We start from the raw sequence: 14,883 nt of genomic DNA on the forward strand, positions 1-14,883 counted from the left end.
CCGCCCGCGTCGGACCAACGCACCGACCTCACTGACCAAAGTTGATCGGTCTCGGCTCGATCGGGCTGGAGACGATGAAGGAGCTGGTGGTCTGGCCGTGGACGAGGAACTTGTCGAGGACTTCCTCGAGCCCCGCGATGGCGGCGACCTGCACGCGCATCAGGAAGCAGTCCTCGCCGGAGATCCGATGGCACTCGACGACCTCGGGTGTGCGCTGCGCGAGCTCGATGATGCGCGGGATCTGACCCGGCCCCGGGCGCAGCCGGACCCACGCCGCGACCGGCAGGCCAAGCGCCGCCGGGTCGATGTCGAGCCGATACCCACGGATCACACCGGACTCCTCGAGCCGCGTCACCCGCTCCCGCACGGTCGGTGCCGACACTCCCAGCCGCCGGGCCAACTCGGTCGTTCGCAACCGCGGGTCGGCGGACAGTTCGGTGAGCAGCCGGACATTCAATTCATCCAGAAACTCAACTGTCGATTCTGCGTTCGTTCCGGCAACCATTGCCCGCCTCTAGGTTTCATATCTGCATGGGAAAGTACTGAAGACCTTCCTAGGGTAGAACGGTGACGACAGTCCTGGAAGCTCCTCCCAAGACCCTGCTGGTGACCGGCGCGGCCGCAGTATCCGTCCTCCTGTGGGGTTCCTCCTTCGTAGCCATCCGCCACGCCGGCACGGAGTTCTCGGCCGGCTCGCTCTCCCTCGCCCGCCTACTGGTAGGCAGCGTCCTCCTCGGCGTCTACCTGTACTTCCGTGAGCGCCCGACCCGAGCCAGCTGGCCGACCAGACGCGACTGGCCGCCACTACTCGCCTGCGGCCTGCTCTGGTTCGGCGTCTACAACCTGACCCTCAACGCAGCCGAGCGCCGCCTGGACGCCGGTACCGCGGCCATGCTGGTCCACATCGCTCCACTCCTGATCGCCCTGATGGCCGGGCTGACTCTGGGCGAAGGCTTCCCCCGCCAGCTCATCATCGGCAGCCTGATCGCCTTCGGTGGCGTAGTGCTGATCGGTACTGCGACCTCCACCGGCCGCGCCGAGACCTGGGGCGTCATCCTCTGCTTCATCGCCGCCATCTCGTACGCCGTCGGGGTAGTCGCCCAGAAGCCGCTACTGACCCGTCTACCCGCTGCACTGGTCACCTGGCTGGCCTGCATGATCGGCACGGTCGCCTGCCTCCCTTATGCACCCACCCTGGCCAGCGAGGTCAGTACTGCGAGCGCAAGCACCATCTGGTGGGTCATCTACCTAGGCGCCTTCCCCACCGCCCTCGGCTTCACCACCTGGGCTTACGCGCTGCGCCGCTCGACGGCCGGCCGGATGGGCGTGACCGTCTACGCCGTCCCAGTGGTCGCCATCGGGCTCGCCTGGCTGTTGCTGGGCGAGACGCCGGCCCTACTCGCACTCATCGGAGGAGCGCTCTGCCTCGGCGGGGTCGCCGTCTCCCGAAGTACCGGAAGGAAGTCTCGATGAAGTTCGGAGTATTCGTACCGCAAGGCTGGCGGATGGATCTGGTTGAGCTGGCCGATCCGGTCGACCAGTGGGAAGCGATGACGGCCGTCGCACGCGCCGCCGACGCCGGGCCGTGGGACTCGATCTGGCTGTTCGACCACTTCCACACCGTGCCCGAACCCGTCCGCGAAACGGTCTTCGAGGTCTGGACCGCGACAGCCGCCCTCGCCCGTGACACCACCAGGGTGAAGATCGGCCAGCTGGTCGGCTGCAACGGGTACCGCAACCCCGCCCTCTACGCGAAGATGGCCGCCACCGTCGACGTCGCCAGCCACGGTCGGCTGTTCACCGGGCTCGGCGCGGGCTGGTCGGAACACGAGTGGACGGCGTACGGATATCCGTGGACCAGCATCAGGGACCGGATGGGCTCGTTCCGGGAGTCGGTCGAGCTGATCCACCGGCTGTGGACCGAGGAGGACGTGGTCTTCCACGGCAAGTACCACTCGGTGGACAAGCCGTACGTCGAGCCGCGCCGCAAACCGCCACTGCTGATCGGTGGCGGCGGCGAACAGGTCACGCTCAAGCTGGTCGCGCAGTACGCCGACGCCTGCAACTTCGGCACCGGCCGCGTCGACGCGATCAAGCACAAACTGTCGGTACTGCGAAAGCACTGCGACGCCGTCTGCCGCGACTACGACGAGATCGTGAAATCCACCAGTCTCAACCTGTTCCCGATCGACTCCGGCGACGATCCGGTCACCGCCACCGCGCGGGCTCGCGGCCGCTACAGCGTGGACGAGTTCCGCGAGCTCGGGTCGGCCGGCAGCGCGATCGCCATGTCCGACATCCTCACCACCAAAGAGATCCGGACCCAGTTGGAGCAGCTGGAAGAGGCCGGCATCCAGTACGTGATCCTCTATATTCCGGGCGTCGCCTATGACCACGAGCCGTTGCAGCGGTTCGCGGCGGACGTCGTACCGGCCTTCTCCTAGAGGGTGGCGGCCAGCTCGCGCAGCTGCCGGTGAATGTTGCTGTAGGCATCGACTGTGGGGAGCAGCCGCTTGGCGACCTTGGTGACGACGCTGTAGTTGGCGTCGACGACGTTGGCCAGCGGGACCTCGCTGATCTGGCTGAGCAGCTGGTAGGCATCCAGCTTGTCGAGGCCGTAGAGGTCGCCGAGCCAGCCGACCATGTCGACCTGGCCGGCTCGCCAGGCGTCTTCGAGCGGGCGGCTGGAGCCGACGACGGCCAGGTGGGTGTCGTTCTCGATCCGCGGCCAGGCCGGGCCGGGGGTCTTGAGGAGTTCGACGATCAGGACGACGTTCATCGAGCCCTCGACGGCGGTACCGCAGGACTCGCCCTCGCCTTGGCGGTAGTGGCCGTCGCCGACGGAGAACAGGGCGCCCTCGACGTTGACGCGGAGGAAGCAGGTCGCGCCGGCCCGCATCTCGGGGGTGTCCATGTTGCCGCCGAACACGTCCGGTACCAGCGACGAGCGGACCTCGCCGGCGGCCGGAGCGACCCCGACCGTACCGAGCATCGTCTCGATCGGCAGCGCGAGCTCCAGGTCGCTGCCCTGCGCCTGGAATCCGACCGTCTGGCGCTCGGTGTCGACCTCGTAGATCCAGGTCCGCTCGGGCAGCGGATCCTGCAGGGTCGCCGTCCGGTCCGTGCTGGTCAGGCCGCCGAAGAACGGGATCGTCGCGGAGGCGCCCCAGCTGCGGGCCGGGGTCAGCTCGACGAAGTGCAGGACGAGCGTGTCGCCCGGCTCGGCACCTTCGACGTAGAACGGACCGGTCTGCGGGTTCACGAAGGGCATGTTGAGGCTGGCGCCGGCCAGATCCGTCGTACTGCGGAGCCGGCCGCAGAACGCGTCCTCGGTCCACAGCCGCATCGCCGTACCGGGTTTGACCCGGCGCAGCGGGGCCGCGCCGCCGAAGGTCCAGGTGAGCTGCTCGTTCGACGGGGTGAATTCGACGATGTCCACGCTCGAAACCTACGTCGGACCGGCCTCCTTCGCGACTGATCAGCGGGGTTCTCAGCCGATTCTCAAACAGACGGCATAACCTCGTGACGCGGAGTTCGGCCGAGCCCCGCCTTCGAGGACAGTGGCGAGCGGGAGCGCGAGATGCGGGTACTGGTGGTGGACGACGACCGGGCGGTCCGGGATTCGCTGCGCCGTTCGCTGGAGTTCAACGACTTCGAGGTGGTGACCGCCGCCGACGGCGCCGAGGCGCTCGCGGTGATCGGCAACGTCGAGCCCGACGTGGTCGTGATGGACGTGATGATGCCCCGCCTGGACGGGCTGGAGACCACCAAGGCGTTGCGGGCCGCGGGCAACAACGTGCCGATCCTGGTGCTGACCGCCCGCGATGCGGTGGCCGACCGGGTCGACGGGCTGGACGCCGGCGGCGACGACTACCTGACCAAGCCGTTCGCCCTGGAGGAGCTGCTCGCTCGACTGCGGGCGCTGCTGCGACGGAGTACGACGCCGGGCGAGGGCGGCCCACGCGGTGAGGTTCTGCAGTACGCCGATCTGGTGGTGGACGTGGACGCGCACGAGGTGCACCGCGGCCAGACCCCGATCCCGCTGACCCGGACCGAGTTCTCCCTGCTGGAGCTGCTGATCCGCAACCCGCGCCGGGTGCTCGAGCGCGCGGTGATCCTGGACGCCGTCTGGGGCTACGACTTCCCGACCACGGCGAACTCGCTCGAGGTCTACATCGGCTACCTCCGCCGCAAGACCGAGGTCGACGGACTGCCCCGCCTGATCCACACGGTCCGCGGCATCGGCTACGTCCTGAGAGACACCCCACCGTGACCACGCAACCCCCACCCGACGACTTCCCCAAATACGTCGCCGACGAAGAAACCCTCGAGCTCGGCCCCGGCCACAACCGCCCCGGCGCTCGGCCGACGGGCTATACGGCCGGCGGTGCTCCGCAGTCCTCGCCACGACCGGACTACGCCGCCCGCCGCGGCCCAGGTGGAGCCGCGCAGGCAGGGTCCGCGCAAGGCGATCCGACCGAGACCGATCCAGGCGGGTCCGGTCCAGCGGGACCTTCGGGCAACGGGAACCGGATGGTCGCCACCGCCGTGCGGACGCAGGGCTGGTGGCAGGAGAAGCTGCACCAGCTGAGCCTGCACGCCCGGGTGACGCTGCTCGCCGCCGTCACGGTCGGCCTGGCCGTGATGATCGTGAGCATCTCGGCGTACATGACGGTCCGGCAGCAGATGTACCGGAACCTGGACGCCAGTCTCGCCGACCGGGCCGGGCAGGCCGCCAAGAACGGCACGCTCACCAACCCGACCATCCTCCAGGAGGTACCGCCAGAGGCCCTCGGCCTGAGCGACATCCAGCTTGGGCTGGTCACCGCTGAAGGGCTGCGGTACGGCGCGAAGGGCACGACGCCGCCGATGGGCGCGGAGGAGCTGGCAGTCGCCGTGAACCAGAGCAGCGAGCCCAGTATCCGAACGGTCGGGGTGCGGAACGGCCCCCACTACCGGGTGATCGCGGTGGCAACCCCGTTCTGTCCCCTGCCGGGCCAGCAACGGTGCGACTCGGACGAGTTCGAGCCGGGCGCGCTGGTCGTCGCGCAGTCTCTGAAGCCGATCGACCGGACTCTGCACAACCTCGGGATCGTCTTGTGGGCCGTCGGTCTGCTTGGGGTGATTGGGGCGGCGTTGGCGGGGAATGCGATTGCGCAGTCGGGGCTCAGGCCGTTGGCTCGGTTGACCGGGGCTGCGGAGACGATCGCGCGGACCGAGGATCTGCGGCCGATTCCGGTGACGGGATCGGATGAGATCACCCGGCTGGCGGTGGCGTTCAATGCGATGTTGGCTGCTTTGGCCCGGTCGCAGGACCGCCAGCGGCGGCTGGTCGGTGATGCGGGGCATGAGTTGCGGACGCCGTTGACGAGCATCCGTACCAACCTGGATCTGCTCGCACAGGCGGACAAGCGCGGCGGGCTGCGTGCCGAGGACCGGCAACAACTGCTCGACGATGTCCGCGCGCAGATGGACGAGTTGACCGCGTTGATCGGCGACCTGACCGAGCTGGCTCGCGACACCCCGCAGGTGCGGGATGCCGAGCTGATCGAGATGCAGAACGTCGTCGAGGACGCCTTGATCAAGGTGCGTCGCCGCGCCTCGGGTATCGAGTGGGACGTCAAGCTGTCGCCGTTCCCGGTCTGGGGTGACGAGCGGTTGCTCGGGCGAGCCGTGACGAATCTGCTCGACAACGCCGCGAAGTACAGCATCCCGGACGACTCGGTGCCGCGACCGCCCGAAGGCGAGCCACTCGGGCGGGTCAGCGTTCGCCTGCTGGACGGCGTACTGACCATCACCGACAGCGGACCGGGCATCGCCGAAGCCGACCTACCGCACGTCTTCGAGCGCTTCTACCGCTCCAGCGAAGCGCGCAGCCGCCCAGGCTCCGGGCTCGGCCTCGCGATCGTCAAACACGCGGCCGAACAACATGGCGGCATGATCTACGCCCGCAACGCCCCCAACGCCGGCGCCCAGTTCACCCTCTGGTTGCCGCACGCCGCCACGCAGTCGCGCTGATCGCAGGTACGTCCGGTAGTTCGGATCAGTTCTGCTCGTCGTCGCCGCAGAGTTCGGCGTTGATCCGCAATGCGTCGGCGAGCTCGTCCTCGAGGATGATGATCCGGCAGGCCGCGTCGAGGGCGGTGCTCCACTTGCCGGCTTGGGGTGATGCCACCACCGTGTCGAGGGCCCCGGCGCTGTGCGCCGGGGCCCTGGGTTTGGACTATTCACCAACTACCAGCTCCTGAGCCGGCCTCTGCTACCGCTGTTTCGCCGTACCGGCCGATCCCAGCGGGGATCGCTGACTGCGTAACCGAGAACCACCTCCGTACGACGATGGGACTGCGGTACCCGCCCGGCGAACTTCAGCCCCGGCGGGCGATCCTGGTGATGTCGTCCTCTCCTTCTCCTCGGTGATCTTCTGTCTTGCGACACGGGAAACACTAGCCATCTCGCCGCCGAAAGCCTACTTCCGTCACGTTAGATTTTCGTTCAGGTCGGGTGGAGCTTCACTGAGGCCGCGATGAAGGTTTCTTCAGCGGATCTTCATGGAGTTCTTCGGTAGCTCTGACGGGATCTTCAGCGGGTTCTCAGGTGCAGCCGCGAAGGTTGACCCATGACCGAGAACCAGCCGCCCCAGCCGCAGAACCAGCCCGGTGACGACACTCCGGCGCAGGGTTCGACGTTCGGAAACCAGCCTGCACAGCAAGCACAGCAGCCTGCGATGCCGGCGTACGGCTCGGGCTCACCTGAGCGCACACAGCAGCTGCCGATGGGTGGCTACGGCCAGCACCAGCAGCAGCAGTACGCGCCGCAAGGTGGGCAACAGTGGCCAGGGCAGCACCCCACGGGCGGTGGCGGTGCTGCTCACCAACAGGGCGGGCAGTTCGGGATGTCCGGGACGCATCAGGGGGCGTCACCGGGCCCGAACTGGCCGTTCGGCCCGCAACCGGCCCAGTCCGAGCCCCCGAAGCCGCCGAAGCGGCGAGGTCTGGCTCTGGTGGCAGCCACCGCGTTGCTGGTCGGTGCCGCCGGCGGTGTCGGCGCCGCGGCCGTCTACTCGGCTACCAACGACTCCAATACTTCGTCCCCGTCGGTGACGGCGCCGCTCAACGGCAGCCAGGCAGCGCCGGTCTCCGCGCCCGATGGCTCGGTGCAGAACGCGGCCTCCAAGGTGCTGCCGAGCGTGGTGAAGATCGGCGTCGCTACCTCCCAGGGCGCGGCCACCGGTTCCGGGATCGTGATCAGCAAGGACGGCCTGATCGTCACCAACAACCACGTGGTGGCGGGCGCCGGCAACGGCGGCAAGATCCAGGTGATGCTGAACGACGGCCGGACGCTGGACGCGACGATCGTGGGTACCGACCCACTGACCGACCTCGCGGTGATCCGGGCGAACGCCAACGACCTCACGCCGGCCGTGCTCGGCAAGAGCGGCACCCTCGGCGTCGGCCAGGGCGTCGTCGCGATCGGTTCGCCGTTCGGGCTGGAGGCGACCGTGACGAGTGGCATCGTCTCCGCGCTCAACCGGCCGGTCACCTCGGGCGACGAGCAGCAGGACAGTACGACGGTCTTCCCAGCAATCCAGACAGACGCCGCCATCAACCCGGGAAACTCGGGCGGCGCACTGATCGACCTCGCCGGCCAAGTGGTCGGAATCAACAGCGCGATCAAGACCGCCGGAGGATCGGGACAATCCGAAGGCGGCAACATCGGCCTGGGCTTCGCAATCCCGATCGACCAGGCCAAGCCGATCATCGACGAGCTGGTGGCCAAGGGCAAGGCCACACATGCACGGCTCGGAGTGGGCGTCGGCGACGCGCAGTCTTCCGCGGCGTTCCAGCAAGGGGCGACGATCGGCGAGGTGACGTCCGGCGGTGCGGCGGACAAGGCCGGCCTGAAGACCGGTGACGTAGTCACCGCGATCGACGGCAAGGTGATCGCGTCAGGGGACGCGTTGGTCGCCGCGGTCCGTTCGCACCGCCCGGGCGATGAGGTGACCATCACCCTCACCCGCGGCGGCAAGTCGCAACAGGTCAAAGCCACCCTCGGCTCCGACAACGGAAACCCGACCGGCTGACCCCCCGATCTCCGTCGTCCCTATCCCCCCCGGGGACGGCGGAGCACCTCCCTGATAGGGACTCCGACCGCCCACCGAGCGGCCGGAGTCCCGTTTTTTCCTGGGCTTCCGAGACCGTCCATCGCTCAGATGTACTGGTTGCGGAAGGAGGCGAGGTCGCAGTTGATGACGTCGTTGCGCTGGACGTCGCGCAGGCACAACTGGACCTCCATCCGCAGGATGTTCCTGTCCGGGTTCGAGAACCCGGAGTCGAGGAAGCCCTCGGTGTGGTCCGCGCACCCGGACGAGTCCCCTTGCCACGGCGACCACTCCGAGTACGCGCCGTTCCCCCAGATCACCCTCGACCGGACGTACACGCCGTACCCGTCACCGGAACCGTCACCGGCACAGTGGTCCTGAGCGTAGCCCTGTTGAAACGCCTTGTGTTTGCCGGTGAAAACGACTGACCCCTCGGCGCTACCCCAACCGCTCGGGTATGGCGAGATCGCCGACACCAGGTAGTAGGTGCTGTTGGCAGCGGCCGGCGTAGCACCGGCGACCAACCCAGCGGCCAGCAAGCCCAACGCGGCCAGAATCCTGACGGTCCTCACAGCAGATCACCCCTGCCTATTCTCGCCACCCCGACGGTGGCGTGGGCGGAACAAGTTGGCCGGACTGTAGCCGCCCGATCCACGAGCGGGAAGGCTCGGCGCCGTGCTTTCGATGTCTAATTGCGATGCGGAGGAAGCCACCCACTCCCTCGACGACACCGGCAAACCCGAGAACTACTCGACGGCAACAAGGGCTACTACTAGTCGGTCATCTCCCAGAGGAGGAGTTCGGTGCCCTCTGGGCCGGCGGTCAGGCGTTGGCCGTCGGCTTCCTGGATCCGGGCGGCGTCGGCCGGGCCCAGGTCCGCGTCCGCCAGGATGACGTTGCCTGCGGCAACGAAGAGATGGGCTTGCGGCGACTGCGGCAACCGGAGTGTGTCGCCGGGCGCGAGTCTGGCGACCGAGAGACCAGCTCGCGGCTGGTTGATGGTGACGGCTGTGGTGGCTTTGTGTTTCGGTAGGCCGGAGGCGATCGGCATGAACTCGGCTGTCGGGCTGACTTCTGCCTGCTGGTACGACGGGGTGAGGTCGTACTCGCCTGGCCGAACCCACATCTGCACGTAGTGGACGGGTTCTTCGGTGTCGTTGCGTTCGGAGTGCTGGATGCCGGTGCCGGCGCTCATGCGCTGGATCAGGCCGGGGTAGATGATGCCGTCGTGGCCCTCGGAGTCCTGGTGGAGCAGGGCTCCCCGTAGTACCCAGGTGACGATCTCGACATCCTGATGCGGGTGCGTGTCGAAGCCGGTGCCGGGGGCAACTACTTCGTCGTTGTGGACCATCAGCAGGCCGAAGCCGATGTTCGCGGGATCGTAGTACGGGCCGAAGGAGAACGAGTGCCGCGAGTCCAACCAGTCGCTCTGCGTCCGGAACCGGTCGTCGGCACGATGGATCTCGACACTCATACGCCCAGTCTCGCACTGCTCAGAACAACGCCTCCTGGTCGTCTCGCCGCGGCGCCGGTTCGAGTTTCTCCAGCGGGACGGTGGGTTCGGCACCGGCGGGGGCACGGCCGAGCGTCCACCCGGCCAGCAGGTGCGTGTCGAGCAAGAGCAGGCCGACGGGCGTTTCCACGTACAGGTCGCTCCCGATCGCGCAGACGATCCGTCCCGCGATCACCCCACCCCCCACCGGCTCGGTCATCGCCACCTCGGCCCGCAGCCCGTCATCGGGCAATCCGTACGTCGCAACGTGATCGCTGACGAGCGCCTCACAGCGAACCTGCCCCTCGGGCCAATCCATTGCGCCAATCTGCTCAACCACACCCAAGAGCCCGGTACTACGCTCCGCCGCACTCCCCGGCTGCACCCGCGCAGCCCGCTTCCGGCTCACGCCGACCCGATCCGGCAACCCCAGCGCCGCCCCCAGCGTCATCTCCACCCGTCTGGCGCCCACCAAACTCCCCGCCGAAATCATCACGGACGCCAACGCCCCCTGCTCCAGCAACCGAGCCTCACCCCGCTCGACCGCGGTGATCCCGACCTTGATCACGCTCCCGTGATGAGCCAGATAAACGTTGTACGGCCGAGGATCATCCAACCGGGTATCAGCCGCCACCGAGTTGGCCCGCTCCATCCCCTGACAGTCAATGCATTGCCCACTACGCCCGCCCGCCGCCAACACCGTCCTGGTCGAGCACCCCAGCCGCCGCCCGGCCCGCCAGAACCCCACGCACCGCCGCTCCCCCTCAAACCCAAACGCCAACTCGGCCCCGACCTGCAATGGGCTCCGCCGAACGACATTCCGCCCATCCCCAACCCACTCAAGCTGCGCAACCCCATCCCGCCACCCAACCCCGGTCACCCGCCACGCAGCCATCCAGCATTCCTACCACCCCCCACAGACAGCCCGCGGTCCGCCGACAGCTGGCTCTCACGAAGCGACCGATGAAGGCACACGCCAACTCGCCAGGCGGACAACGCCGGAGCCGGCACCCAAGTCAGCGCCGGAGTACAGGCCAGGGGTGGGTGGGAGCGGCCGGAGCGGGGAGCGACGAAGGAGCGAGCTGCGTAGGTCGCGTGGGCGGGTAGCTACCCGGCGTACTAGCTGGTTTGTTCGCTCATCGTCCAGACGTGGCGGAGGGATTGGCCGGCCAGGCCGTCCGGGTTCTGGGCGAAGCTTTCGACGAACTGGCTCATGTGGTCTTGCCAGCGACGGTCGATCGGGTCGTTGGAGAGTTGGGCGACGGCGGCTTCGTAGTCGTCGCATTCGACCAGGTGGAACAGGTCGCGGCCGCTGCGCCAGATGCTCCAGTCGTGGATGCCGGCCTGGTTCATGACGGTGATCAGTTCGGGCCAGACGCGGGCGTGCTCGAGCTCGTAGGCCTCTTCGGTACCGGGGATCAGCCGGCTGTGCAGTGCTAGGCGGGTCACAATCGTGCAGGATACGCCGGGGCTTGATCGAACCGTTATCCGAACACCCGGTGATCGCCTCGACGTGGCCGGTAGTCCCTGGCAGGTTAAGGGGCTGTTCTGGACACCGCATTCCCGGCAGGAGGACCCATGGTCGAGCGGAGCGTTCCGTGGCCGCCCGGTACCCCGAACTGGGTGGATCTCGCCGCCGACGACGCGTGCGCCGCCGCCCGCTTCTACGCCGGTCTCTTCGGCTGGAACTGCGAGCAGCAGAGCACCCGCGACTACCGGGTCTGCAAGCTGGACGGCTCGGACGTCGGCGGCATCGGCCCCAAGCAGCCTGGCACCGAGCACCTCCCGAGTCGCTGGACCACCTACCTGGCGACCGATCACCTCGACCGTACCCTCGACGCGGTGACGGCCCACGAGGGTACCGAGCTGCTCACCCGCGAGGTCGAGACGCACGGCCGGATGGCGATCGCCGCCGACCCGAACGGCGCGATCTTCGGGCTGTGGCAGGCCGCCGAACACATCGGGACCGAGCGCAGTACCGATCCCGGCATGCTCGTCTGGAGCGAGGCGCTCAGCGAGGACTTCGAGACGGCCAGGGCGTTCTACACTGCCGTCTTCGGCTACCGGGCGGAGGAGATCGGCGGTTACAACCGGTACGCCGCCTTGTACGCGGCCGACAAGCCCGTCGCGGGCACCGGCGAGCTCCACCCCGACTTCCCGGCCGGTACGCCGCCGCACTGGCTCCCCTACTTCGCTGCGGCCAGTACCGACCAGACGGTCGACCAGGCCGTCACAGCAGGCGGGGAAATCCTCGGCGAGCCGCTCGAAACCGACTTCGGCCGGATGGCCGTCCTGGCCGACCCGGAAGGCGCCCGCTTCGCCGTGATCCAACTCGGCTGACCCGATAGCCAACTAGCGACGGCCGCAAGGCGTCGTACGAAGGTATGGCCGGTGCCCGCGTGAGTATTTTCCCTCTCGTGGCAGGCTGGCCACACGCCGAAGACTGTTCCAGGTGTGTACCCGTCGCCGTGCGAGAGTTGAGAACGTGAAGCGAACTGCTGCCATCGTCTGTCTGAGTGCCGTCCTCGTCACCGCTGGTTGTACCGACAGCAAGTCGGACAGCGGGGGCAAGCCAGACCCCAACAACGAAAAGCAGGCCTCCGCGGAGGTGGTGAAGAACTTCGCCGCCGCCTGGGTCAAGGCGTGGGCGCCGGATGGCAAGCCCGACGAGGCGGCCGCGCTCACCGACACACCGGCCACCTTCGGCAAGCGCCTCGACGAGGTCGACTCCGCGCTCGTGGCGCAGTCCGTCACCGTGACGCCACAGGGCGACCCGAAATGCGAGGACGACAACAACTGCACCCAGGACCTCGCCGTCGAGGCCGTCCTGCGCGGCATCGGCACGATGAAGTGGACGAGCACGGCGGCCGCCGTGAAGACCGGTGACAGCTGGAAGATCAAGGCCTCCGGCGACACCATCTACCCGGGGCTGGGCGAGTCGAACTACCTGAAGCGGGTCCGCGCGCTGCCGGCCCGCGCGTCCATCCTCGACCGCAACGGCCAACCGCTGACCGCGAACCGCCAGGTCGTCATCGTCGGAGTTGCCTCCGGCAACGTGGCGACCGCGGCGACGTACGCGGCCTTCACCGCCAAGCTCGATGTCGACGGCGCCAAGCTGAAGGCCCGCGCGATCGCGGCCCCGGCCGGTCAGTTCGTGGACGCGATCACGATCCGGATGAACGAGTGGCAGGCGCTCGCGCCGACCTTCGGCAAGCTGCCCGGCGTGCTCACGATGGGCGGCACCCAGTCGCTCGCGGAGAGCCCGACCTTCGCCCGCTCGCTGCTCGGCACGATGAAGACGGCGACCGCCGAGACGCTGAAGAACGCCGGCCCGACCGCGTCGGCCGTCGACCAGGTCGGTACGACGGGCCTGCAGTACTCGTACCAGCAGCAACTCGCCGGTACGCCGGGTGGCACGGTCACGTTGCGCGACGGCAAGACCAAGCTGACCATCAAGACCGTCTTCTCCCAGCAGGGCAAGCCCGGTACGCCGGTGAAGACCACCATCGACCCGAAGCTGCAACGCTTCGCCGAGGCCGCGCTGGCGACGAGCAGGCTGCCCGCCTCGCTGGTCGCGATCCAGCCGTCGACCGGGCAGATCCTGGCCGCGGCGAACGGTCCGCAACCGACGAACTACAACCGCGCCTTCCTCGGCCGGTACGCGCCGGGCTCGACGTTCAAGATCGTCACCTCGGCCGCGCTGCTCGGCAGCGGGCTGACCGTCAACACGCCGCTGCCCTGCACCAACACGATCAACGTCTTCGGCAAGACCTTCAAGAACTACGACGGGCTCGCGGCGTACGGCAACGGCCCGATGCAGAAGGCGTTCAACCAGTCCTGCAACACCGCCTTCATCTCCCAGCACGCCCGGCTCAAGTCGGACGGGATGACGAAGGCCGCGGCGATGTTCGGCATCGGGCAGGAGCTGAAGCTCTCGGTTCCGGCGTACGGCGGCGAGGTACCGGCGCCCAAGGACGACGTCGCCGAGGCCGCCTCGATGATCGGCCAGGGCACCGTCACCGCCAGCCCGCTGGCGATGGCAGTCGTCGCGGGCGCGGTCCAGCACGGTACTGCGCTGAAGCCGGTGCTCGTCCCCGGCAAAGACCCGGCCGGCGCCGCCGCAAGCCCGTTGCCCGCAGCAACCGTCGCCGCCCTCCGCACCTTCATGCGCACCACCGTCACCGGCGGCACCGCGCACGCCCTGGCCCCCTACGGCAGCGCCGCCGCCAAGACCGGTACCGCCGAGGTCGTCGCCAACGGCAAGGTCATCACCAACGGCTGGATGGTCGGCTACCGAGGCGACGTAGCCTTCGCCGTCATCGTCGAAGGCGGCGTCTCCGGCGGCAAGGCAGCCGGCCCCATCCTCGCCAACTTCATCAGCAAGTTCAGCTAGTCCGTCGAGAACTGTCGGCGGCGGTCGCTACCGTCGCCGACATGACCGACACCGAGCAGAGCCGGGAGACAGCCCGGCGGTACTTCGACACGATGGCCGCACGTGACTGGGACGGCTTCGGCGAGGTGCTGGCCGAGGACGTCGTCTACGAGATGCCGCAAACCGCCGAGCGGATCGTCGGACGGGACCGGCTGGTCCGCTTCAACCGCGAGTACCCAGGCGACTGGCAGCTCACGCTGAGCCGGCTGATCGTCGACGGCGAGAGTGCCGCCGGGTCGATGAACTTCACCGTCGGTGAGGAGGAGATGGTCGGGCTCGTGTACCTCGAGCTGGCCGGTGGGCTCATCGTCCGGGTGACCGACTTCTGGCCGGAGGCCTACGAAGCGCCTGCGGGGCGGGAACATCTGACCGAGCAAGGAGTTGGCGGGGTCGATCGGCTCAGCCGTCCGGGTGGTTCCTAAGAAGTCCCTTAACAGGCGGTACGAGGACAAGCGGTATCAGCAGTATCGGCAGCGTAAGAAGAAGAGGTCGTTCTTCGATGAGCTGTTCGACTGAGTTGAGCTAGTGGCGGCGGCCGTGGAAGGCGGGTTCGCGTTCTTCTTCGGTGATGCCGCCCCAGACGCCGTACATCTCGCCGACGACGGCGGCGTGGTCGGCGCATTCGCGGCGGACCGGGCAGGTGCCGCACAGTGACTTGGCGACGAGTTCGCGGGCGCGTTTTCGCAGGCCGCGTTCGGACTCGGCGGCGAAGAACAGCTCGGGGTTCACGCCCTGACAGGCGGCGTGGTCCTGCCATTCCCAGTTCTCGATCATCGCGGAGGGCAAGCCCTCTGGCGCTTTGGTGACCGCCCCCGCGGGCGGTTTGCGCCTCATCGGCCTACCTGAAGATGCAACTCAGCC

General features: G+C 68.1%; 16 protein-coding genes. 8 read left to right on the forward strand and 8 right to left on the reverse strand.

What is annotated here, in order from left to right; genetic code table 11:
• Positions 1-28 precede the first annotated feature (28 nt).
• Positions 29-505 carry an Lrp/AsnC family transcriptional regulator gene (locus AB0M15_RS32180; RefSeq protein WP_363826514.1) on the reverse strand — a complete coding sequence of 159 codons (477 nt, stop codon included), beginning with the start codon at positions 503-505 and terminating at the stop codon, positions 29-31.
• Positions 506-567: 62 nt separating this feature from the next.
• Here AB0M15_RS32180 and AB0M15_RS32185 point away from each other — a divergent pair, with 62 nt between their 5' ends.
• Complete coding sequence (locus tag AB0M15_RS32185) at positions 568-1,473, forward strand: DMT family transporter (RefSeq protein ID WP_363826517.1); 906 nt, start codon at positions 568-570, stop codon at positions 1,471-1,473.
• Complete coding sequence (locus tag AB0M15_RS32190) at positions 1,470-2,444, forward strand: TIGR03560 family F420-dependent LLM class oxidoreductase (RefSeq protein ID WP_363826520.1); 975 nt, start codon at positions 1,470-1,472, stop codon at positions 2,442-2,444. The genes AB0M15_RS32185 and AB0M15_RS32190 overlap by 4 nt, the downstream gene beginning before the upstream one ends.
• On the opposite strand, the gene AB0M15_RS32195 is transcribed toward AB0M15_RS32190, so the two are convergent.
• Complete coding sequence (locus AB0M15_RS32195) at positions 2,441-3,439, reverse strand: acetamidase/formamidase family protein (protein ID WP_363826523.1); 999 nt, start codon at positions 3,437-3,439, stop codon at positions 2,441-2,443. The two genes, AB0M15_RS32190 and AB0M15_RS32195, sit on opposite strands and share 4 nt — an antisense overlap.
• Positions 3,440-3,580: 141 nt before the next feature.
• Between AB0M15_RS32195 and AB0M15_RS32200 the strand changes: the two genes are divergently transcribed.
• Both AB0M15_RS32200 and AB0M15_RS32205 read left to right on the forward strand, forming a co-directional pair.
• Positions 3,581-4,273: a response regulator transcription factor gene (locus tag AB0M15_RS32200; protein ID WP_363826526.1), complete on the forward strand. Its 693-nt coding sequence runs from the start codon at positions 3,581-3,583 to the stop codon at positions 4,271-4,273.
• Entirely contained in the window at positions 4,270-6,018 is a 1,749-nt protein-coding gene (locus AB0M15_RS32205; RefSeq protein WP_363826529.1) for a HAMP domain-containing sensor histidine kinase, read from the forward strand. Before AB0M15_RS32200 ends, AB0M15_RS32205 begins: the two co-directional genes overlap by 4 nt.
• A gap of 25 nt (positions 6,019-6,043) precedes the next feature.
• Here the strand turns inward: AB0M15_RS32205 and AB0M15_RS32210 are convergent, their stop codons facing one another.
• The gene (locus tag AB0M15_RS32210) at positions 6,044-6,175 is read right to left on the reverse strand and encodes a hypothetical protein (protein WP_363826531.1); all 132 of its coding nucleotides are present in this window, start codon (positions 6,173-6,175) and stop codon (positions 6,044-6,046) included.
• A gap of 441 nt (positions 6,176-6,616) precedes the next feature.
• On the opposite strand from AB0M15_RS32210, the gene AB0M15_RS32215 reads away from it, so the two are divergent.
• The gene (locus AB0M15_RS32215) at positions 6,617-8,080 is read left to right on the forward strand and encodes a trypsin-like peptidase domain-containing protein (protein ID WP_363826534.1); all 1,464 of its coding nucleotides are present in this window, start codon (positions 6,617-6,619) and stop codon (positions 8,078-8,080) included.
• Between the two features lie 125 nt (positions 8,081-8,205).
• Here the strand turns inward: AB0M15_RS32215 and AB0M15_RS32220 are convergent, their stop codons facing one another.
• The 4 genes from AB0M15_RS32220 to AB0M15_RS32235 all read right to left on the reverse strand — a co-directional run bounded on the left by AB0M15_RS32220 (position 8,206) and on the right by AB0M15_RS32235 (position 11,039).
• Entirely contained in the window at positions 8,206-8,670 is a 465-nt protein-coding gene (locus tag AB0M15_RS32220; protein ID WP_363826537.1) for a hypothetical protein, read from the reverse strand.
• 200 nt (positions 8,671-8,870) lie between these two features.
• Positions 8,871-9,572, reverse strand: coding sequence for a pirin family protein (locus AB0M15_RS32225; RefSeq protein WP_363826540.1), 702 nt, complete (start codon positions 9,570-9,572; stop codon positions 8,871-8,873).
• A gap of 19 nt (positions 9,573-9,591) precedes the next feature.
• Entirely contained in the window at positions 9,592-10,485 is an 894-nt protein-coding gene (locus tag AB0M15_RS32230; RefSeq protein ID WP_363826547.1) for a DUF2797 domain-containing protein, read from the reverse strand.
• 224 nt (positions 10,486-10,709) lie between these two features.
• Entirely contained in the window at positions 10,710-11,039 is a 330-nt protein-coding gene (locus AB0M15_RS32235; protein ID WP_363826550.1) for an L-rhamnose mutarotase, read from the reverse strand.
• A gap of 129 nt (positions 11,040-11,168) precedes the next feature.
• Here AB0M15_RS32235 and AB0M15_RS32240 point away from each other — a divergent pair, with 129 nt between their 5' ends.
• From AB0M15_RS32240 to AB0M15_RS32250, 3 genes are all read left to right on the forward strand, one after another.
• A complete protein-coding gene (locus AB0M15_RS32240; RefSeq protein ID WP_363826553.1) occupies positions 11,169-11,930 on the forward strand; it encodes a VOC family protein in 762 nt (253 codons plus the stop codon).
• Positions 11,931-12,075: 145 nt separating this feature from the next.
• Positions 12,076-13,983: a penicillin-binding transpeptidase domain-containing protein gene (locus tag AB0M15_RS32245; RefSeq protein WP_363826556.1), complete on the forward strand. Its 1,908-nt coding sequence runs from the start codon at positions 12,076-12,078 to the stop codon at positions 13,981-13,983.
• A gap of 41 nt (positions 13,984-14,024) precedes the next feature.
• Positions 14,025-14,444 (forward strand): nuclear transport factor 2 family protein, encoded by a 420-nt coding sequence (locus AB0M15_RS32250; protein WP_363826559.1) that lies wholly within the window; start codon positions 14,025-14,027, stop codon positions 14,442-14,444.
• Between the two features lie 100 nt (positions 14,445-14,544).
• On the opposite strand, the gene AB0M15_RS32255 is transcribed toward AB0M15_RS32250, so the two are convergent.
• The gene (locus tag AB0M15_RS32255) at positions 14,545-14,856 is read right to left on the reverse strand and encodes a WhiB family transcriptional regulator (protein WP_363826562.1); all 312 of its coding nucleotides are present in this window, start codon (positions 14,854-14,856) and stop codon (positions 14,545-14,547) included.
• Positions 14,857-14,883 lie beyond the last annotated feature (27 nt).

The sequence above is a fragment of the Kribbella sp. NPDC051718 genome (genome assembly GCF_040681515.1).
Lineage (GTDB): Bacteria > Actinomycetota > Actinomycetes > Propionibacteriales > Kribbellaceae > Kribbella.

Bases quoted from the DNA above. Each gene is read 5' to 3' on its own strand.
- AB0M15_RS32215 (WP_363826534.1), top strand. From the start codon at position 6,617: ATGACCGAGAACCAGCCGCCCCAGCCGCAGAACCAGCCCGGTGACGAC.
- AB0M15_RS32255 (WP_363826562.1), bottom strand. From the start codon at position 14,856: ATGAGGCGCAAACCGCCCGCGGGGGCGGTCACCAAAGCGCCAGAGGGC.
- AB0M15_RS32225 (WP_363826540.1), bottom strand. From the start codon at position 9,572: ATGAGTGTCGAGATCCATCGTGCCGACGACCGGTTCCGGACGCAGAGC.
- AB0M15_RS32250 (WP_363826559.1), top strand. From the start codon at position 14,025: ATGACCGACACCGAGCAGAGCCGGGAGACAGCCCGGCGGTACTTCGAC.
- AB0M15_RS32180 (WP_363826514.1), bottom strand. From the start codon at position 505: ATGGTTGCCGGAACGAACGCAGAATCGACAGTTGAGTTTCTGGATGAA.
- AB0M15_RS32230 (WP_363826547.1), bottom strand. From the start codon at position 10,485: ATGGCTGCGTGGCGGGTGACCGGGGTTGGGTGGCGGGATGGGGTTGCG.
- AB0M15_RS32190 (WP_363826520.1), top strand. From the start codon at position 1,470: ATGAAGTTCGGAGTATTCGTACCGCAAGGCTGGCGGATGGATCTGGTT.
- AB0M15_RS32200 (WP_363826526.1), top strand. From the start codon at position 3,581: ATGCGGGTACTGGTGGTGGACGACGACCGGGCGGTCCGGGATTCGCTG.
- AB0M15_RS32240 (WP_363826553.1), top strand. From the start codon at position 11,169: ATGGTCGAGCGGAGCGTTCCGTGGCCGCCCGGTACCCCGAACTGGGTG.